This is a genomic window from Bacillus sp. VA13 (genome assembly GCF_055710085.1).
The window spans coordinates 1-20,204 of the sequence record NZ_JBVQPP010000008.1 but is presented as its reverse complement, the minus strand read 5'-3'; the positions used below and the strand labels follow the sequence as shown (position 1 = coordinate 20,204).

19 protein-coding genes are annotated in these 20,204 nt (G+C 43.7%); all 19 read left to right on the top strand.

The genetic code is table 11. The features are described 5' to 3' along the window. Positions 1-129 precede the first annotated feature (129 nt). The 19 genes from spoIIE to lysS all read left to right on the top strand — a co-directional run bounded on the left by spoIIE (position 130) and on the right by lysS (position 19,811). Complete coding sequence (spoIIE, locus tag AC0C66_RS21115; RefSeq protein WP_061187558.1) at positions 130-2,613, top strand: stage II sporulation protein E; 2,484 nt, start codon at positions 130-132, stop codon at positions 2,611-2,613. A gap of 84 nt (positions 2,614-2,697) precedes the next feature. Beyond that, positions 2,698-3,435, top strand: coding sequence for a vWA domain-containing protein (locus AC0C66_RS21110; protein ID WP_061187557.1), 738 nt, complete (start codon positions 2,698-2,700; stop codon positions 3,433-3,435). Continuing rightward, a complete protein-coding gene (prkT, locus tag AC0C66_RS21105; protein ID WP_072565627.1) occupies positions 3,401-4,417 on the top strand; it encodes a serine/threonine protein kinase PrkT in 1,017 nt (338 codons plus the stop codon). The genes AC0C66_RS21110 and prkT overlap by 35 nt, the downstream gene beginning before the upstream one ends. Before the next feature lie 103 nt (positions 4,418-4,520). Continuing rightward, positions 4,521-5,939 (top strand): tRNA lysidine(34) synthetase TilS, encoded by a 1,419-nt coding sequence (tilS, locus tag AC0C66_RS21100; protein ID WP_472973703.1) that lies wholly within the window; start codon positions 4,521-4,523, stop codon positions 5,937-5,939. Then, a complete protein-coding gene (hpt, locus tag AC0C66_RS21095) occupies positions 5,936-6,478 on the top strand; it encodes a hypoxanthine phosphoribosyltransferase (protein WP_019713025.1) in 543 nt (180 codons plus the stop codon). The genes tilS and hpt overlap by 4 nt, the downstream gene beginning before the upstream one ends. Positions 6,479-6,575: 97 nt before the next feature. Continuing rightward, complete coding sequence (ftsH, locus tag AC0C66_RS21090) at positions 6,576-8,489, top strand: ATP-dependent zinc metalloprotease FtsH (protein ID WP_003218392.1); 1,914 nt, start codon at positions 6,576-6,578, stop codon at positions 8,487-8,489. Positions 8,490-8,682: 193 nt separating this feature from the next. Next, a complete protein-coding gene (locus AC0C66_RS21085; protein WP_003218395.1) occupies positions 8,683-9,459 on the top strand; it encodes a type III pantothenate kinase in 777 nt (258 codons plus the stop codon). Positions 9,460-9,470: 11 nt separating this feature from the next. After that, entirely contained in the window at positions 9,471-10,346 is an 876-nt protein-coding gene (gene hslO / locus AC0C66_RS21080; protein WP_041520828.1) for a redox-regulated molecular chaperone HslO, read from the top strand. A gap of 47 nt (positions 10,347-10,393) precedes the next feature. Next, positions 10,394-11,287: a peptidyl-prolyl cis-trans isomerase gene (locus AC0C66_RS21075; RefSeq protein WP_072181788.1), complete on the top strand. Its 894-nt coding sequence runs from the start codon at positions 10,394-10,396 to the stop codon at positions 11,285-11,287. Positions 11,288-11,362: 75 nt separating this feature from the next. Further along, positions 11,363-12,289, top strand: coding sequence for a cysteine synthase A (gene cysK / locus AC0C66_RS21070; protein WP_014112318.1), 927 nt, complete (start codon positions 11,363-11,365; stop codon positions 12,287-12,289). 163 nt (positions 12,290-12,452) lie between these two features. Further along, positions 12,453-13,862, top strand: a complete 1,410-nt coding sequence (locus AC0C66_RS21065) for an anthranilate synthase component I family protein (RefSeq protein WP_072181787.1) — start codon at positions 12,453-12,455, stop codon at positions 13,860-13,862. 13 nt (positions 13,863-13,875) lie between these two features. After that, complete coding sequence (pabA, locus tag AC0C66_RS21060; RefSeq protein WP_014112319.1) at positions 13,876-14,460, top strand: aminodeoxychorismate/anthranilate synthase component II; 585 nt, start codon at positions 13,876-13,878, stop codon at positions 14,458-14,460. Then, the gene (gene pabC, locus AC0C66_RS21055; protein WP_072181786.1) at positions 14,460-15,341 is read left to right on the top strand and encodes an aminodeoxychorismate lyase; all 882 of its coding nucleotides are present in this window, start codon (positions 14,460-14,462) and stop codon (positions 15,339-15,341) included. Before pabA ends, pabC begins: the two co-directional genes overlap by 1 nt. Next, entirely contained in the window at positions 15,323-16,180 is an 858-nt protein-coding gene (gene folP / locus AC0C66_RS21050; RefSeq protein ID WP_003218403.1) for a dihydropteroate synthase, read from the top strand. The genes pabC and folP overlap by 19 nt, the downstream gene beginning before the upstream one ends. After that, a complete protein-coding gene (gene folB, locus AC0C66_RS21045; protein ID WP_014112322.1) occupies positions 16,173-16,535 on the top strand; it encodes a dihydroneopterin aldolase in 363 nt (120 codons plus the stop codon). The genes folP and folB overlap by 8 nt, the downstream gene beginning before the upstream one ends. Then, positions 16,532-17,035 (top strand): 2-amino-4-hydroxy-6-hydroxymethyldihydropteridine diphosphokinase, encoded by a 504-nt coding sequence (gene folK, locus AC0C66_RS21040; RefSeq protein WP_014112323.1) that lies wholly within the window; start codon positions 16,532-16,534, stop codon positions 17,033-17,035. Before folB ends, folK begins: the two co-directional genes overlap by 4 nt. Continuing rightward, entirely contained in the window at positions 16,987-17,205 is a 219-nt protein-coding gene (locus AC0C66_RS21035; RefSeq protein WP_014112324.1) for a helix-turn-helix domain-containing protein, read from the top strand. Before folK ends, AC0C66_RS21035 begins: the two co-directional genes overlap by 49 nt. Positions 17,206-17,218: 13 nt before the next feature. Continuing rightward, entirely contained in the window at positions 17,219-18,220 is a 1,002-nt protein-coding gene (gene dusB / locus AC0C66_RS21030) for a tRNA dihydrouridine synthase DusB (RefSeq protein WP_014112325.1), read from the top strand. A gap of 91 nt (positions 18,221-18,311) precedes the next feature. Then, entirely contained in the window at positions 18,312-19,811 is a 1,500-nt protein-coding gene (lysS, locus tag AC0C66_RS21025; protein WP_072181785.1) for a lysine--tRNA ligase, read from the top strand. Positions 19,812-20,204: the final 393 nt, after the last annotated feature.

Genomic DNA, 20,204 nt, shown 5'->3' with positions numbered 1-20,204 from the left:
TGATAAACGAATATCAAGGCAGAAACCGTCGAAGATTTTTTTGGTATTGTTACCTTCTTTTGACAAAATCCTATCTGTGCTTTCGCTATAATGACAGGCAACGAATATAACAGGTGGGAGATGAGAGAAATGGAAAAAGCAGAAAGAAGAGTGAACGGGCCAATGGCGGGACAAGCTTTGGAAAAACTCCAATCTTTTTTTAACAGGGGCACTAAGCTGGTGACTCATCATTTGCATTCACTGTTTTTTTATAAAGGATTCATATATGTCGTCATCGGATTTTTGCTTGGACGGGCTTTCATATTATCCGAGGTGCTTCCTTTCGCACTTCCTTTCTTTGGGGCGATGCTTCTTATCAGAAGAGACAAGGCGCTTTATGCGGTGCTGGCTGTGCTTACAGGTGCGCTGACCATTTCTCCGAAGCACTCATTGCTCATACTAGCCGCATTGCTGGCATTCTTCGTATTTTCTAAAGTAGCCTCCTTCATCACCGACGATCGCGTGAAAGCACTCCCGATTGTCGTGTTCTTCTCCATGGCTGCAGCAAGAGCCGGGTTTGTTTACGCCCAAAATGGCGCGTTTACAACCTATGATTATGTGATGGCTGTCGTTGAAGCTGGACTATCCTTTATTTTAACGCTGATTTTTCTTCAGAGCCTTCCGGTTTTCACTGTAAAAAAAGTAAAACAATCATTAAAAATAGAAGAAATCATTTGCTTTATGATACTCATTGCTTCCGTTTTGACGGGGCTTGCCGGCTTGTCCTACCAAGGGATGCAGGCAGAACATATACTGGCTCGTTATGTCGTATTGAGTTTTTCCTTTATTGGCGGAGCTAGCATTGGCTGTACGGTTGGTGTCGTGACCGGTCTGATTCTTGGCTTGGCGAATATCGGAAACCTCTATCAAATGAGTCTGCTTGCTTTCTCCGGTTTATTAGGCGGTTTGCTGAAGGAAGGGAAAAAGGCAGGCGCAGCAATCGGGCTGATCGTTGGATCACTTCTTATTTCTTTATATGGTGAAGGCTCTGCTGGTCTGATGACAACGCTCTATGAGTCATTAATTGCAGTCGGCCTGTTTTTGCTTACACCTCAATCGATTACAAAGAAAGTGGCGAGATATATTCCGGGAACTGTGGAGCATCTCCAAGAGCAGCAGCAATATGCTAGGAAAATCAGAGATGTCACTGCTCAAAAGGTAGACCAGTTCTCTAATGTATTCCATGCGCTGTCTGAAAGCTTTGCGACCTTTTACCAAGCATCTGACGAACAGACAGATGACAGCGAAGTTGATTTGTTTTTAAGCAAGATCACGGAGCATTCCTGTCAGACGTGCTACAAGAAAAACAGATGCTGGGTACAGAACTTTGATAAAACATATGACTTAATGAAACAAGTTATGCTTGAAACAGAAGAAAAAGAATATGCATCAAACCGAAGGCTGAAAAAAGAGTTTCATCAGCATTGCTCTAAATCAAAGCAGGTTGAAGAGCTGATTGAAGATGAACTCGCACATCATCATGCCCATTTGACGCTTAAGCAAAAAGTGCAGGACAGCAGGCGCCTTGTTGCTGAACAGCTTTTAGGTGTTTCTGAAGTTATGGCAGACTTTTCTCGGGAAATAAAAAGAGAGCGGGAACAGCACTTTCTGCAGGAAGAGCAAATCATAGAGGCACTTCAGCATTTCGGAATCGAGATTCAGCATGTGGAGATATATAGTCTTGAACAAGGAAATATCGACATTGAAATGACCATTCCGTTCAGCGGACATGGAGAAAGTGAAAAAATCATTGCACCTATGCTTTCTGATATTCTGGAAGAACAAATTCTTGTGAAAGCCGAACAACACTCTCCACATCCGAATGGATACAGTCATGTCGCCTTTGGATCAACTAAATCATACAGGGTGTCTACAGGTGCGGCTCACGCTGCGAAGGGCGGCGGCCTTGTCTCCGGCGACAGCTACAGCATGATGGAGCTAGGTGCCAGAAAATATGCTGCGGCAATCAGTGACGGAATGGGCAATGGCGCAAGGGCGCACTTCGAAAGCAATGAAACGATCAAGCTTCTTGAGAAAATCCTTGAATCCGGCATTGATGAAAAAATAGCAATTAAAACGATTAATAGCATACTGTCCCTAAGGACAACTGACGAGATATATTCCACGCTTGACCTATCTATTATCGATCTACAAGATGCAAGCTGTAAATTTTTGAAGGTTGGATCGACGCCTAGCTTTATCAAACGGGGCGACCAGGTAATGAAAGTTCAAGCGAGCAATCTGCCAATCGGTATTATTAATGAATTCGATGTGGAGGTTGTGAGTGAGCAGTTGAAAGCGGGTGATCTCTTGATTATGATGAGTGACGGCATATTTGAGGGCCCTAAGCATGTAGAAAATCATGATTTATGGATGAAACGCAAAATGAAAGGGTTAAAAACAAATGACCCGCAGGAGATTGCCGATTTGCTCATGGAGGAAGTCATCCGCACGAGATCCGGCCAAATTGAGGACGATATGACAGTTGTTGTCGTCCGGATTGACCACAATACACCGAAGTGGGCATCCATCCCTGTTCCGGCCATCTTTCAAAACAAACAAGAAATTTCATAACGCTTCCGTATAAATCAAATTTCTTCTGGCGAAGATGGGAATATATGAATCTGAGAATCCTCGTATTCTCCAGGAGGAATGAATGTGAATAACGGACATTTAAATCAAATTTTGCTGATAACGGATGGCTGCTCGAACCATGGGGAAGACCCGCTTGCAATGGCTGCTTTTGCTAAAGAGCAGGGGATTACGGTAAATGTCATAGGTATAATGGAAGAAAACCAAATTGACCCTGAAGCAATGAAGGAAGTCGAAGGGATTGCGCTTGCCGGAGGTGGTGTGCATCAGGTGGTTTATGCATCTCAGCTTTCACAAACCGTTCAAATGGTAACAAAAAAAGCAATGACGCAAACCTTACAAGGTGTAGTCAATCAAGAGCTGAAACAAATTCTCGGAAAGAATGTGGAAATGGAGGAGCTTTCTCCCGAAAAACGCGGCGAAGTCATGGAAGTGGTAGACGAGCTTGGAGAAACGGTGCATCTTCAGGTTTTGGTCCTTGTTGATACAAGTGCAAGTATGGCGCCTAAGCTTCCTACAGTAAAAGAGGCGCTGATTGATTTGTCTGTCAGCCTCAATTCCCGAATCGGGAATAACGAATTTGCGATGTGTATATTTCCCGGGAAAAAACAAGAGGTCGAGCTTGTGCTGAACTGGACACCAAAGCTGCAATCTCTTTCCACACTCTTTGCAAAGCTTTCGACAGGCGGCATCACGCCGACAGGTCCGGCGATACGTGAAGCGACGCAGCAATTTGAAAAAATCCGCTCAAGAAGGAGCATGCTGGCAGATGATGAACGACGCTTTGACGAGTTTGGCATGTAACCTTAAGCCGGGTACGACAATCAAAGGCAAGTGGAACGGAAACTCTTATACATTGCGTAAACAGCTTGGAAAAGGGGCCAATGGAATTGTGTATTTGGCAGAAGCATCAGATGGACATGTTGCCTTAAAGGTGAGCGATGACAGCTTGTCTATTACTTCTGAAGTGAATGTCTTAAAATCTTTCTCAAAGGCCCAGTCCGTTACGATGGGGCCTTCTTTTTTTGATACGGATGATGCCTATATCCCCAGTGCCAATACGAAAGTTTCGTTTTATGCAATGGAATACATAAAAGGCCCGCTGCTTTTGAATTATGTAAATGATAAAGGAGCGGAATGGATACCGGTGTTGATGATTCAATTGTTATCCAGCTTATCAGTGCTTCACCAGCAAGGATGGATATTCGGCGATCTTAAACCTGATAATCTGATTGTAACCGGTCCGCCCGCAAGAATCCGCTGCATTGATGTAGGCGGCACAACAAAGGAAGGCCGTGCGATAAAAGAGTATACCGAGTTTTATGACAGAGGGTATTGGGGGTATGGAACAAGAAAAGCAGAGCCATCCTACGATCTGTTTGCAGTTGCCATGATTATGATCAACAGTGTGCATAAAAAAGAATTCAAGAAAACAAACCAGCCCAAGGAACAGCTTAGGTCTCTAATCGAAGGGCACCCTCTGCTGAAAAAGTATAAAAAAGTGCTTTTTTCAGCATTGAACGGCGATTATCAAACCGCAGATGAAATGAAGAAGGACATGCTCGACGCGGGGCAAAAAGCAGTACAGAGAAAACAAGCTGTAAAAACACCGCCGCAGCCTGTCACAAGACAAAGACAGCAAAAACCGCGCCAAGGAAAAGTAACGAAGACGCGCTATACTCCTAAACAGAAGCCTGCTAAGTCGGGGGGATTATTTGAAACAACGCTTATCGTGATCAGCGTTTTGGCGCTTTATTTCGCCTACATTATCTTCTTCTTAATCTGAATGGCACAATCTGCAAAGCCTATGCTTCTTCTTTGCTTGGAAGGATTGAAAGTGATAGGATATGAATATCTTTAAAAAACCTGCTCATTGTGAGGAGGACATTGTGAAAAGTGTCAAAGATTTTTTAAACAAACACAATCTTACGTTAAAAGGGGCGACAATCATTGTAGGCGTTTCCGGCGGTCCGGACTCAATGGCTCTTCTTCACGCACTGCATACGTTATGCGGACGTTCAGCAAATATTATTGCAGCTCATGTCGACCATCGGTTCAGGGGCGCGGAATCTGAGGAAGACATGCGTTTTGTCCAAGCTTATTGTAAAGCTGAACAGCTCGCGTGCGAAACGGCTCAAATCAACGTAACAGCATATTCGCAGGAAAAAGGTCTCAATAAGCAGGCTGCGGCACGTGATTGCCGCTATCAGTTTTTTGAGGACATCATGTTGAAGCATCAAGCGGACTATCTGGCGCTTGCGCATCATGGTGATGACCAGGTTGAAACGATGCTTATGAGACTGGCCAAGGGTACGCTTGGAGCGGGACTTGCGGGAATGCAGCCGGTCAGACGTTTTGGGACGGGGCGGATCATCAGGCCGTTCTTAACCATTACAAAGGAAGAGATCCTTCACTATTGCCGTGAAAACGGCTTGAGCTACCGGACGGATGAAAGCAACGCCAAAGATGACTACACAAGAAACAGATTCAGAAAAACAGTGCTCCCGTTTTTGAAACAGGAGTCGCCGGATGTGCATAAAAGGTTTCAGAAAGTGAGTGAGGCACTGACGGAAGATGAGCAATTCTTACAGTCATTAACGAAAGATGAAATGAATAAAGTAATCACAAGCCAGTCTAATACATCAGTTGAAATCAATTCCTCTCAATTGCTTGCCCTCCCGATGCCTTTACAAAGAAGAGGAGTTCAACTAATATTAAACTATCTTTATGAATACGTTCCATCATCCTTTTCAGCTCATCACATTCAGCAGTTTCTCGATTGGGCGGAAAAGGGCGGTCCTTCAGGAGTATTGGACTTTCCGAAAGGGCTGAAGGTGGTCAAATCATATCAGACATGTTTGTTTACATTTGAACAATGGCAGTGCAAAAATGTTCCCTATGAATACCAAATAAGCGGAGCTGCTGATGAAACGGCAGTGCTCCCCAATGGATTTCTGATAGAGGCAAAGCATTATGCGGATTCGCCTGAAGAACATGGGAATGCTGTTTTTATTACAAGTGAAAAAAAGGTGCGATTTCCCTTAACGATCCGGACGAGAAAAGCTGGAGACCGGATCAAACTAAAAGGGATGAACGGCTCGAAAAAGGTAAAGGATATATTTATTGATAAGAAATTGCCTCTCCGAGAAAGAGACAACTGGCCGATTGTAACGGACGCAAGCGGTGAAATTATCTGGATACCGGGCTTGAAAAAATCAATTTTTGAAGATCTTGTGATTCCAAACAGCGACCGCATTGTATTACAATATAGACAGCATGAAAAGTGTAGGGGGCAAGCAAAATCATGATGAAACATGATATCGAGAAAGTACTGATCTCAGAGGAAGAGATACAAGAGAAAGTAAAAGAGTTAGGCGCAGAATTAACGAGCGAGTATCAAGATACGTTTCCGTTGGCAATCGGTGTGTTAAAAGGAGCACTTCCTTTTATGGCGGATCTTATCAAGCATATTGATACATATTTGGAAATGGATTTCATGGATGTATCAAGCTACGGAAATTCTACGGTTTCTTCTGGAGAAGTAAAAATCATTAAAGATTTGGATACATCTGTAGAGGGCCGGGACATCTTAATTATTGAAGATATCATCGACAGTGGGTTAACCTTAAGTTATCTAGTAGAGCTCTTCCGATACCGTAAAGCAAAATCAATTAAGATTGTTACCCTTTTGGATAAACCGAGCGGAAGAAAAGCGGACATTAAAGCAGACTTTGTAGGCTTTGAAGTTCCTGACGCGTTTGTAGTGGGTTACGGACTTGATTATGCTGAGCGCTATCGCAATCTGCCTTATATCGGAGTGTTAAAACCGGCAGTTTATGAAAGCTGATCGGCAGCCTGCTTCCGAGATGGTTATTGTTTGTATTGGAATGATTTTCTATGGTACTATTGAACATAGTTGTGCTTACTGTGGGAGGAGGTAAGGAATGAATCGGGTCTTCCGTAATACCATTTTTTATTTACTTATTTTATTAGTAGTAATCGGGGTTGTGAGCTACTTCCAGACCTCAAATCCGAAAACAGAAAATATGTCGTACAGTACGTTCATCAAAAACCTGGATGACGGGAAAGTTGATAGCGTATCGGTTCAGCCTGTCAGAGGAGTTTATGAGGTAAAAGGGCAGCTGAAAAACTACGACAAAGATCAATACTTTTTGTCTCATGTTCCTGAAGGAAAGGGAGCAGACCAGATATTTAATGCTTTGAAAAAGACAGACGTAAAGGTTGAGCCCGCTCAAGAAACAAGCGGATGGGTGACATTCCTGACGACCATCATCCCGTTTGTCATTATCTTTATTCTGTTTTTCTTCCTGCTCAATCAGGCTCAAGGCGGCGGCAGCCGTGTCATGAACTTTGGTAAGAGCAAGGCGAAGTTGTATACAGAGGAAAAGAAACGCGTCAAATTTAAAGACGTTGCAGGGGCTGACGAAGAAAAGCAAGAACTCGTTGAAGTTGTTGAGTTTCTGAAAGATCCCCGCAAGTTTGCCGAGCTTGGTGCGAGAATACCAAAAGGCGTGCTTTTAGTCGGACCTCCGGGAACCGGTAAAACATTGCTGGCAAAAGCTTGTGCAGGTGAAGCCGGCGTACCTTTCTTCAGCATCAGCGGATCTGATTTCGTTGAAATGTTTGTAGGTGTCGGTGCTTCCCGTGTGCGTGACTTGTTTGAAAATGCGAAAAAGAATGCGCCTTGTTTGATCTTCATCGATGAAATTGACGCAGTCGGACGTCAGCGTGGAGCAGGTCTCGGCGGAGGACACGATGAACGTGAACAGACGCTTAACCAATTGCTTGTTGAAATGGACGGATTCAGCGCCAATGAAGGAATCATCATCATTGCTGCGACGAACCGTGCGGACATCTTGGACCCAGCCTTACTTCGTCCGGGACGTTTTGACCGTCAAATCACAGTGGACCGCCCAGATGTCATTGGCCGTGAAGCTGTATTGAAAGTCCATGCGAGAAACAAACCGCTGGATGAAACGGTTAACCTGAAATCAATTGCTATGAGAACACCAGGTTTCTCAGGCGCGGACTTAGAAAATCTATTGAATGAAGCTGCACTTGTGGCGGCTCGTCAAAACAAGAAAAAAATCGATGCGCGTGATATTGACGAAGCGACGGACCGTGTAATTGCCGGACCTGCTAAGAAGAGCCGCGTCATCTCCAAGAAAGAACGCAATATCGTGGCTTATCACGAAGGCGGACACACTGTTATCGGACTCGTTTTAGATGAGGCTGATATGGTCCATAAAGTAACGATTGTTCCTCGAGGTCAGGCTGGCGGTTATGCAGTTATGCTTCCAAGAGAAGACCGTTACTTCCAGACAAAGCCGGAGCTGCTTGATAAAATTGTCGGCCTCTTGGGCGGACGTGTAGCTGAAGAAATTATCTTCGGTGAGGTCAGCACAGGAGCACACAATGACTTCCAGCGTGCGACGAATATTGCAAGACGAATGGTTACAGAATTCGGTATGTCAGAAAAACTGGGACCGTTGCAATTTGGACAGTCTCAGGGCGGTCAGGTATTCTTAGGCCGTGATTTCAACAACGAACAGAACTACAGTGATCAAATCGCTTACGAAATTGATCAGGAAATTCAGCGCATCATCAAAGAATGTTATGAGCGCGCGAAACAAATTCTGACTGAAAATCGTGACAAGCTTGAATTGATTGCTCAAACGCTTCTGAAAGTTGAAACGCTTGACGCTGAACAAATCAAACATCTCGTCGATCATGGAACATTGCCAGAGCGCAATTTCTCTGATGATGAAAAGAACGATGATGTGAAAGTAAACATTCTGACAAAAACAGAAGAAAAGAAAGACGATACAAAAGAGTAATTCGCTTTCTCTCTAAAAAACTGCCGGCTGACGCTGGCAGTTTTTTTATGTAAATCAGGGGCTCGGCTGCGGCTTTTACAATCATCCAATTCTGGTATCGATTTGTTTACAAATGAGCCGCTGATCGTGTATGTTATTGTAGAATGTTTGTAAAAAGTAAAGTAGAGAAACTATTCAAAAGTGGTGATAGAGGTTGTTACTGGTTATCGATGTGGGGAACACCAATACTGTACTTGGTGTATATCATGATGGAAAATTAGAATATCACTGGCGTATAGAAACAAGCAGGCATAAAACAGAAGATGAGTTTGGGATGATTTTACGCTCCTTATTTGAGCATTCCGGGCTTATGTTTGAACAGATAGATGGCATTATTATTTCATCGGTAGTGCCGCCAATCATGTTTGCGTTAGAAAGAATGTGCACAAAATACTTTCATATCGAACCGCAAATTGTCGGTCCGGGTATGAAAACGGGTTTAAATATAAAATATGACAATCCGAAAGAAGTGGGAGCAGACAGAATCGTAAATGCTGTTGCAGCGATACACTTATACGGCAATCCGTTAATTGTTGTTGATTTCGGAACTGCCACAACGTACTGCTATATTGATGAAAACAAACAATACATGGGCGGGGCGATTGCTCCTGGGATTACGATTTCGACAGAGGCGCTTTATTCGCGTGCGGCAAAGCTTCCGCGTATCGAAATCACCCGGCCTGACAATATTATCGGAAAAAACACTGTAAGCGCGATGCAATCTGGAATTTTATTTGGCTATGTCGGTCAAGTGGAAGGAATCGTCAAGCGAATGAAATGGCAGGCAAAACAGGAACCAAAGGTCATTGCGACAGGAGGCCTTGCGCCGCTCATTGCAAACGAATCAGATTGTATAGATATCGTTGATCCATTCTTAACCCTAAAAGGGCTGGAATTGATTTATGAACGAAACCGCGTAGGAAGTGTATAGGAGGTTTTGTAATGGATTATTTAGTAAAAGCACTTGCGTATGATGGAAAAGTTCGCGCTTATGCAGCGAGAACAACTGATATGGTAAATGAAGGGCAAAGACGCCATGGTACGTGGCCGACAGCATCCGCTGCACTGGGCCGTACAATGACAGCCTCACTTATGCTCGGCGCTATGCTGAAGGGCGATGATAAGCTGACGGTGAAAATCGAGGGCGGAGGTCCAATCGGAGCAATTGTAGCTGATGCCAATGCAAAAGGGGAAGTCAGAGCATACGTCTCTAACCCGCAAGTTCATTTTGATTTAAATGAACAAGGCAAGCTTGATGTCAGACGTGCAGTTGGAACTAGCGGAACGTTAAGTGTCGTAAAAGATTTAGGTTTACGCGAGTTCTTCACAGGACAAGTAGAAATTGTTTCAGGAGAATTGGGTGATGATTTCACTTACTATCTTGTGTCATCTGAGCAGGTTCCTTCATCAGTGGGCGTAGGTGTGCTCGTGAATCCTGACAATACCATTCTTGCGGCAGGAGGCTTTATTATTCAGCTGATGCCGGGAACTGATGATGAAACCATCGCAAAAATTGAACAGCGTCTATCTCAAGTAGAGCCGATTTCTAAGCTCATCCAAAAAGGGCTGACACCAGAAGAAATTTTAGAAGAAGTCCTAGGCGAGAAACCTGAGATTTTGGAAACGATGCCTGTCAGATTCCATTGCCCTTGTTCAAAAGAACGGTTCGAAACAGCCATTTTAGGACTAGGCAAAAAAGAAATTCAAGATATGATAGAAGAAGATGGACAAGCCGAAGCAGTATGCCATTTTTGTAATGAAAAGTACTTATTTACAAAAGAAGAGCTGGAAGGGCTTCGTGACCAAACCACCCGCTAAGCTCTTTAGCGGGTTTTTTAATTTGAGAAAAGGGGCTGAAAACAGGTTTGAAATCAAGAACAATCTGGACCATTATTTTAGGGGCGCTGTTGGTTTGCTGTATTGCTGTTGCATATACGCTGACGAAATCCCAGGCAGGCGCATCGTCGTCCGATGAGTCTATTGCGACGATCGGAGGCAAAAGTGTGACAAGAGAAGAATGGCTGAAAGAAATGGAAGACCGATATGGAAAGTCGACACTTGAAGATATGATCAATGTCCGAGTCGTTGAGCAGCTAGCCAAAAAGAACAACCTCAAAGTGTCTAAAAATGAAATTGATCGTGAGTTTTTGCTGATTAAAGCGGTCAACAATTCCTTTTACGAAGACGAACATACAACTGAGAAAGAGTGGAAAGATCAAATTCGTTATAATATCCTTCTTGAAGAATTGTTAACAAGGGATATTGATATTTCAAACAAAGAACTGAAATCATTCTATAATAAAAATAAAGAACTGTATCAGTTTGATGATTCGTATCGAATTCGGCACATTGTTGTAAAAGATGAAGAAGAAGCGAGAGAAGTCCTTAAAGAACTGAAAGGCGGCTCAAGCTTTGAAGCTGTCGCGGCGGAAAGGTCTACAGACAGATATACATCACCATACGGCGGAGATTTAGGTTTTGTCACAGAAGCATCAGACAACATTCCGTCAGCATACATTGAAGAAGCAAAAACACTCAAAGAGGATGAATGGTCTGACGAACCGATAAAGGTCAGTAACGGATATGCCGTTATTCAGCTGAAAGAAAAACTAAAGGCAAGAACATTCTCGTATGATGAAGTAAAGGATCAGATCAGACGGCAAATCGCAATGGATCAGCTAGGCGATAAAGCGACAGTCAAAACACTTTGGAAAGAAGCCGATGTATCGTGGTTTTATGGGGAAAAAAGTACTAAGTGATTGACAAAAAATTTTGAAATTGATAGATTATATACATAATACCAATACAAATAGTCGGAAATTGAGGTGTCGAGAATGGTACGTGTAGCAAACTCCATTACTGAATTAATTGGGAATACGCCAATCGTGAAATTAAATCGCCTTGCAGATGAAAACAGTGCGGATGTATATCTAAAGCTTGAATACATGAACCCTGGAAGCAGTGTAAAAGACCGTATCGGTTTAGCTATGATTGAAGCCGCTGAAAAAGAAGGGAAATTAAAAGCCGGTGATACAATCATTGAACCGACAAGCGGAAATACTGGAATCGGGCTTGCGATGGTTGCTGCTGCTAAAGGGTTAAAAGCTATTTTGGTTATGCCTGATACAATGAGCATGGAGCGTCGCAACCTTCTTCGCGCATACGGTGCTGAGCTTGTGCTGACTCCTGGTGCAGAAGGCATGAAAGGCGCCATTAAGAAGGCTGAAGAGCTTGCTGAGCAGCACGGATACTTTGTGCCGCAGCAGTTTAATAACCCCTCTAACCCAGAAATTCACCGCCAAACAACGGGTAAAGAAATCGTTGAGCAATTCGGTGATGATCAGCTTGATGCATTTGTAGCCGGAATCGGTACAGGCGGAACGATTACAGGAGCGGGTGAAGTTCTGAAGGAAGCATACCCTTCCATCAAAATTTACGCTGTTGAACCGTCAGATTCCCCAGTGCTATCAGGAGGAAAACCAGGCCCCCATAAAATTCAGGGAATCGGAGCTGGATTTGTACCGGACATCTTAAATACTGAAGTATATGATGAAATCTTCCCCGTGAAGAATGAAGAAGCATTCGAATATGCACGCAGAGCTGCACGTGAAGAAGGAATTCTCGGAGGCATCTCATCAGGCGCGGCAATTTATGCTGCTCTTCAAGTAGCGAAAAAACTCGGAAAAGGCAAAAAAGTATTGGCCATCATTCCAAGTAATGGCGAACGTTATCTGAGCACGCCGCTGTATCAATTCGATTAAAAAAGCCAAACTCCCGGTCCGCCGGGAGTTTTTTTATATTTGTGCATCAAATATGCCATGTCTGCGACGAATGTTATTCTTGGAAGAGAAATTCACTTTTTTCACTAACAAGATTGCTTTACAATAAAAAACAAGCAAAAAAGAAAATAGAGGAATGATATAAATGGCACAACGCAGACCGGCAGGCAAAAAAGTACCTTTTCAAAAAGACTCATTCTTACAACAATTTGAGAAACTTGCGCAATCCAGAAAACAGCATGTACTTCTTGAAAGTGCAAGAGGCGGCAGATACAGTATAGCCGGTCTTGATCCGATTGCGACTGTAAAAGGAAAAGACGGAATTACAACCATTAAGCATGGGGATGAGATGCTGTTTAAAGAAGGTGATCCATTACGTGCCTTCCACAGCTGGTTTAAAACGCTGGAAACAGAAACAGATCACGAGCTCCCGGATTTTCAAGGCGGGGCAATCGGGTTTCTCAGCTATGATTACGCACGTTACATTGAAAATTTTAAAATGCTCTCATTAGATGATCTGGAAACACCGGATATTTATTTTCTTGTTTTTGATGATATAGCAGTTTATGACCATCAAGATGAGTCTCTGTGGCTGATTACTCATGTTAATGGCACTGATGATTCTGCTGACGTGAAGCTATCTGAGTTGGAGCGGATGTGGCTGACTGAGCTTCCTGCTGTCCCTTCGCGAGAGATGAAGCATGAATCAGACGGTTCCTTCGCGGCACCATTTACCGAGGATGGATTCTCACAAGCTGTAGAGAAAATCAAACAATACATTGCCAGCGGAGATGTATTTCAAGTCAATCTATCAATAAGGCAGTCACAGTCGCTGTCTGTCCACCCATATCAAATTTACAAGACCCTGAGAGAAGTAAATCCTTCGCCGTATATGGCTTATTTAGAAACACCTGATTTCCAAATCATTTGCGGATCGCCTGAACTGCTTGTCAGTAAAAAGGGCAAGCTGTTAGAGACGAGACCGATTGCGGGCACCCGTTCCAGGGGAAAAACGGATGAAGAAGACGAAGCGCTCGCAAACGAATTGATCGACAATGAAAAAGAACGCGCTGAACATGTCATGCTGGTTGATCTTGAGCGAAATGATCTGGGAAGAGTATCACGGTACGGATCTGTGCGCGTGAACGAATTCATGGCGATTGAAAAATACTCGCATGTGATGCATATTGTGTCTAACGTCCAAGGTGAACTGCAGGATGGGTATGATGCCGTAGATATTATTCATGCTGTGTTTCCCGGAGGAACCATTACAGGTGCTCCCAAAGTAAGAACGATGGAAATTATAGAAGAACTTGAGCCGACACGCCGCGGGCTTTATACTGGATCTATAGGATGGTTTGGATATAATCACGATCTGCAGTTTAATATCGTCATTCGAACCATTTATGCAACCGGAGGGCAGGCATTTATGCAGTCCGGCGCAGGAGTTGTGATTGATTCCGTTCCAAAGCACGAGTACAGGGAATCATTCAAAAAAGCTTTTGCAATGCAAAAGGCGTTAGAGCTGAGCAAAGAAGAGACAAAAATTAGATGAGGTGAGCGGAGAAATGATTTTAATGATTGATAACTACGATTCATTCACGTACAACTTGGTGCAGTATTTGGGCGAGCTTGGGGAAGAACTGATTGTGAAACGCAATGACGACATCACGATCGAAGAAATCGAAGAGCTGTCTCCTGATTTTCTGATGATTTCACCAGGACCGTGCAGTCCTGATGAGGCAGGGATTAGCCTTGAAGCAATTAAACATTTTGCAGGGAAAATTCCCGTTTTTGGTGTATGCCTCGGTCATCAGTCCATCGCACAAGTATTTGGCGGTGACGTAATTAGGGCTGAACGGCTTATGCACGGGAAAACCTCGGATATTGAGCATGACGGCAAGACAATCTTCGAAGGCTTGAAAAATCCCCTTGTCGCGACTCGTTATCACTCGCTGATCGTAAAATCTGAGACGCTGCCAAGCTGTTTTACAGTAACAGCACAAACGAAAGAAGGAGAAATCATGGCCATTCGCCACAATGACCTCCCGATAGAGGGCGTGCAATTTCACCCAGAGTCTATTATGACTTCCTTTGGGAAAGAAATGCTCAGAAATTTCATTGAGACATACCGCAAGGAAGTTATTGCGTGATGATATATGTTAACGGCCGGTATATAGAGGAGAAAGATGCAGTTCTTTCTCCTTTTGACCATGGATTTTTATATGGGATCGGTGTTTTCGAAACCTTCAGGCTCTACGAAGGCTGCCCATTTTTGCTTGATTGGCATATAGAAAGGCTTAAACGCGCACTTAAGGATCTGCAAATCGAATATACTGTTTCAAAACATGAGATCCTTGAGATGCTGGACAAGCTGCTTCGGCTGAATAAGATCAAGGATGGCAATGCCCGTGTCAGGCTAGACATATCAGCCGGCATCAGCGATAAAGGCTTTGTTGCCCAGACTTACGATAAGCCAACTGTTTTATGCTATGTGAACCAACTGAAACCAGAAAGTCTTCCTTTGCAAAAAGAAGGAAAGGTTTTATCGATACGGAGAAACACACCAGAGGGGCCGTTCCGGTTAAAATCTCATCATTATTTAAATAATATGTATGCGAAGCGGGAAATCGGAAATGATCCGCGTGTCGAAGGGATTTTCCTAACGGAGGATGGAGCTGTTGCGGAGGGCATCATATCAAATGTTTTCTGGAGAAAAGACAGCTGCATCTATACCCCATCTCTTGATACCGGTATTCTGGACGGTGTCACAAGACGTTTTGTCATGGAAAATGCGAACAAAATAGGACTGGCACTCAAAACTGGCCGATATGAGCTGGAAGCTCTTTTGACAGCTGACGAAGCGTGGATGACGAACTCGGTTCTTGAGATCATCCCTTTTACTAAAATAGAAGAAGTAAACTACGCGGGCCAAAGCGGAGAAGCAGCCTCTGCTCTTCAAGCGCTATACAAAAAAGAAATAAAGAACATGATTCATGAAAAGGGAGGAAGAGAATGGCGCAGCAAACGATAGACCAAACACAAGTAATCCACACCAAGCCCAGCGCTTTATCATATAAAGAGAAGACACTGGTGATGGGGATTTTAAACGTAACGCCTGACTCTTTCTCGGACGGCGGAAAATATGACAGCTTGGACAAGGCGCTCCTGCACGCGAAAGAGATGATCGATGACGGTGCCCATATCATTGACATCGGAGGAGAATCGACAAGGCCTGGCGCTGAATATGTCTCAGAGGATGAGGAGATGTCCAGAGTGATTCCGGTAATTGAGCGGATCACAAAAGAACTGGGCGTGCCGATTTCTGTAGATACGTACAAGGCTTCTGTCGCAGATGAAGCTGTTAAAGCAGGCGCATCCATCATCAATGATATTTGGGGAGCGAAACATGATCCGAAGATGGCTTCCGTTGCAGCAGAACACAATGTTCCGATTGTTCTCATGCATAACCGCCCTGAGAGAAATTACAATGACTTATTACCGGATATGCTGTCGGACTTAATGGAGAGTGTAAAAATCGCTGTTGAGGCCGGAGTAGAGGAAAGGAACATTATCCTTGATCCAGGTATCGGTTTCGCGAAAACCTATCATGATAACTTGGCAGTGATGAACAAACTCGAGATTTTGAGCGGACTGGGGTATCCGGTTCTTCTGGCAACCTCCCGAAAAAGATTCATCGGACGTGTTCTGGATCTTCCGCCTGAGGAGCGGGCTGAGGGCACAGGTGCGACCGTGTGTCTCGGCATTCAAAAAGGCTGTGACATTGTCAGGGTCCATGACGTGAAACAAATTGCCAGAATGGCGAAAATGATGGACGCGATGCTGAATAAGGGAGGGGTGCACCATGGATAAAGTCTTTGTAGAAGGAATGGAGTTTTACGGATACCACGGTGTGTTCAAAGAAGAAAACAAGCTTGGACAGCGATTTAAAGTTGATTTAACCGCTGAGCTGGATTTAAGCAAAGCCGGACAAACAGACGACCTTGAGCAAACGATTAACTATGCTGAGCTCTATCACGTATGTAAAGATATCGTAGAAGGGGAGCCTGTGAAATTGGTGGAAACGCTGGCGGAACGTATTGCCGACAATGTGCTCAAGAAATTTCAGCCGGTGCAGCAATGTACTGTGAAAGTGATTAAGCCAGATCCGCCAATTCCCGGACACTATAAATCAGTAGCAATTGAAATCACGAGAAAAAAGTCATGAACAACATAGCTTATATCGCACTTGGATCAAACATTGGAGATAGAGAAACATATTTAAGGCAAGCAGTGGCATTGCTGCACCAGCATGATGCGGTGACAGTCACTAAAGTGTCGTCCATTTACGAAACTGACCCGGTCGGATACGAAGACCAAGATGAATTTTTGAATATGGCTGTTGAAATCAAGACGTCGCTGAACCCTTTTGAACTCCTTGAGCTGACGCAGCATATAGAAAATGAATTAGGAAGAACAAGGGAAGTAAGATGGGGACCGCGGACGGCAGACCTTGACATTTTGCTGTTTAATCGTGAAAATATTGAAACAGAGCAACTAATTGTTCCGCATCCGAGAATGTATGAGCGTTTGTTTGTCCTTGCGCCGCTTGCGGAGATTTGCCCGCAGGTTGAAAAAGAGGCAACAAGTGCGGAAACAGACCAAGAAGGTGTAAGAGTATGGAAGCAGAAATCTGGGGTAGACGAATTCGTGCATTCAGAAAGCTGAAAGGTTATACTCAAGAAGGATTTGCAAAAGCGTTAGGTATATCAGTTTCTATTCTCGGCGAAATTGAACGCGGAAACCGATTGCCGTCGGCTGCCATCATTCAAGGCGCAGCAGATGTTTTAAATATAAGCGCGGACGAATTAGCGCCGCCAGAAAAAGATAACAAATGAAGGGAGGTCAAAAATGTTTAAAATCGGTGATATTCAATTGAAAAACAGGGTTGTGCTTGCCCCTATGGCTGGTGTCTGCAACTCAGCCTTCAGATTGACTGTAAAGGAATTCGGAGCTGGATTGGTATGTGCTGAAATGGTCAGTGACAAAGCGATCCTTTACAACAATGCGAAAACCATGGGTATGCTTTACATTGATGAACGTGAAAAACCGCTCAGCCTTCAAATTTTCGGAGGAAAAAAGGAAACCCTTGTGGAAGCGGCGAAGTTTGTAGACCAAAACACAACTGCTGATATTATTGATATTAACATGGGGTGTCCTGTGCCAAAGATTACAAAATGCGATGCAGGAGCCAAATGGCTTCTCGATCCTGATAAGATTTACGAAATGGTTTCTGCAGTAGTGGATGCCGTTGATAAACCAGTTACAGTGAAAATGAGAATGGGCTGGGATGAAGACCATATTTTCGCAGTGAAAAATGCACAGGCTGTAGAACGTGCGGGCGGAAAAGCAGTTGCGCTTCACGGCCGTACGAGAGTGCAGATGTACGAAGGAACGGCAAACTGGGACATCATCAAAGAAGTAAAACAATCAGTATCGATTCCGGTTATCGGAAACGGCGATGTTAAGACGCCGCAGGATGCTAAGCGTATGCTCGATGAAACAGGAGTAGACGGTGTCATGATCGGACGCGCTGCATTGGGCAATCCGTGGATGATTTACCGTACGGTTCAGTACCTTGAAACAGGTGAATTAAAAGAAGAGCCGCAAGTACGCGAAAAAATGGCGGTATGCAAACTGCATCTTGACCGCCTGGTTGACTTAAAAGGTGAAAACGTAGCGGTAAGAGAAATGAGAAAGCATGCTGCATGGTATCTGAAAGGTGTAAGAGGCAATGCGAATGTTCGTAATGAAATCAATCATTGCGAGACAAGAGAAGAGTTTGTGCAGCTTTTAGATGCATTTACTGTTGAAGTTGAGGCAAAAGAGCTTCAAAACGCAAAAGTAGGATAATGCTCACCTCTATTTGCTGCTCACTGCCAGTTTTGCGCTGGCAGTTTTTCTGCTTTTTTCATGAAACAATATCTGTAATGGAGTGATAACAATGAGTCAAGAAGAGCATAACCATGAAGAATTGAACGACCAGCTGCAAGTCAGACGCGATAAAATGAATCAGCTGAGAGATAACGGCATCGATCCATTCGGCGCACGTTTTGAAAGAACTCATCAGTCTCAGGAAGTTATTTCAGCATATCAAGATCTAACCAAAGAAGAGTTAGAAGAAAAAGCGATTGAAGTCACAATCGCAGGCCGCATGATGACAAAACGCGGTAAAGGAAAAGCCGGTTTTGCGCATCTTCAGGACTTAGAAGGCCAAATTCAAATCTACGTAAGAAAAGACAGTGTCGGTGACGACCAATATGAAATCTTCAAGTCTTCTGACCTCGGTGATCTTATCGGTGTAACCGGAAAAGTCTTTAAAACAAATGTAGGCGAATTGTCTGTTAAAGCAACTTCTTTTGAATTGCTGACAAAAGCGCTTCGTCCGCTTCCTGACAAATACCATGGTTTGAAAGATGTTGAGCAGCGCTACCGCCAGCGCTACTTGGATCTTATCGTAAATCCAGACAGCAAACATACGTTCATCGCACGAAGCAAGATCATTCAAGCTATGAGAAGATACCTTGATGATCACGGATACTTAGAAGTAGAAACACCAACAATGCACAGCATTCCTGGGGGAGCTTCTGCACGTCCATTTATCACTCACCACAATGCGTTAGATATTCCGCTCTACATGCGTATTGCAATCGAATTGCATCTAAAACGCCTAATTGTCGGCGGTTTAGAAAAAGTATATGAAATCGGCCGTGTTTTCCGTAATGAAGGTGTCTCTACACGCCATAACCCTGAATTCACGATGATTGAGTTATATGAAGCATATGCGGACTATAAAGATATCATGGGCTTAACTGAAAACCTTGTCGCTCATATCGCCCAAGAAGTTCTTGGGACAACTACGATCCAATACGGCGAAGAACAAATCGACCTTAAACCTGAGTGGAAAAGAATCCATATGGTTGACGCGGTCAAAGAAGCGACTGGCGTTGATTTCTGGGAAGAGGTTACTGTTGAGCAGGCGCGTGAATATGCAAAAGAACATGGCGTAGAGATTAAAGATTCTATGACGGTAGGCCATATCATCAACGAATTCTTCGAACAAAAAATTGAAGAAACGCTTATTCAGCCAACGTTTATTTACGGACATCCTGTAGAAATCTCTCCTCTAGCTAAGAAAAACCCAGAGGACCCACGCTTTACAGACCGTTTTGAACTGTTTATCGTTGGCCGTGAGCATGCAAACGCGTTTACAGAGCTTAATGATCCTATTGATCAAAGAGAACGCTTTGAAGCGCAATTAAAAGAGCGTGAAGCCGGTAATGATGAAGCTCATCTAATGGATGAAGACTTTGTTGAAGCTCTGGAATACGGTATGCCGCCAACAGGAGGTTTAGGCATCGGCATCGACCGTCTGGTTATGCTGCTGACGAATGCTCCTTCTATTCGCGATGTACTGTTATTCCCGCAGATGAGACAACGCTAATAAAGAAGAGCGGCATCCTTTCTATATGAAGGGATGCCGCTCTTTTTAAATTCCTAAGTATTTCTTTAAAAAAACTATTGCACTATTATTTACAAGGTGGTATATTATTATTCGTTGCCGCTAAACAAGGCGATAACGAAAAAAGAACTTCAAAAAAAGTTATTGACTTCACTGAGTCAACGAGTTATAATAATAAAGTCGCTTGAACGAAGTGGACAAAATGATCTTTGAAAACTAAACAAGACAAAACGTATCTGTTAATTCATTTTTTATAAAATCGCACAGCGATGTGCGTAGTCAGTCAAACTAGGGCCTGCACGATGCAGGTCACACAGGTGTCGCCGCAGGATGCGGTGGACTTAACCTGTGATCCATTTATCGGAGAGTTTGATC

Coding starts and splice junctions, on each gene's coding strand:
- spoIIE (WP_061187558.1), top strand. CDS start 130: ATGGAAAAAGCAGAAAGAAGAGTGAACGGGCCAATGGCGGGACAAGCT.
- prkT (WP_072565627.1), top strand. CDS start 3,401: ATGATGAACGACGCTTTGACGAGTTTGGCATGTAACCTTAAGCCGGGT.
- hpt (WP_019713025.1), top strand. CDS start 5,936: ATGATGAAACATGATATCGAGAAAGTACTGATCTCAGAGGAAGAGATA.
- ftsH (WP_003218392.1), top strand. CDS start 6,576: ATGAATCGGGTCTTCCGTAATACCATTTTTTATTTACTTATTTTATTA.
- hslO (WP_041520828.1), top strand. CDS start 9,471: ATGGATTATTTAGTAAAAGCACTTGCGTATGATGGAAAAGTTCGCGCT.
- cysK (WP_014112318.1), top strand. CDS start 11,363: ATGGTACGTGTAGCAAACTCCATTACTGAATTAATTGGGAATACGCCA.
- AC0C66_RS21065 (WP_072181787.1), top strand. CDS start 12,453: ATGGCACAACGCAGACCGGCAGGCAAAAAAGTACCTTTTCAAAAAGAC.
- pabA (WP_014112319.1), top strand. CDS start 13,876: ATGATTTTAATGATTGATAACTACGATTCATTCACGTACAACTTGGTG.
- pabC (WP_072181786.1), top strand. CDS start 14,460: ATGATATATGTTAACGGCCGGTATATAGAGGAGAAAGATGCAGTTCTT.
- folP (WP_003218403.1), top strand. CDS start 15,323: ATGGCGCAGCAAACGATAGACCAAACACAAGTAATCCACACCAAGCCC.
- folB (WP_014112322.1), top strand. CDS start 16,173: ATGGATAAAGTCTTTGTAGAAGGAATGGAGTTTTACGGATACCACGGT.
- folK (WP_014112323.1), top strand. CDS start 16,532: ATGAACAACATAGCTTATATCGCACTTGGATCAAACATTGGAGATAGA.
- AC0C66_RS21035 (WP_014112324.1), top strand. CDS start 16,987: ATGGAAGCAGAAATCTGGGGTAGACGAATTCGTGCATTCAGAAAGCTG.
- dusB (WP_014112325.1), top strand. CDS start 17,219: ATGTTTAAAATCGGTGATATTCAATTGAAAAACAGGGTTGTGCTTGCC.
- lysS (WP_072181785.1), top strand. CDS start 18,312: ATGAGTCAAGAAGAGCATAACCATGAAGAATTGAACGACCAGCTGCAA.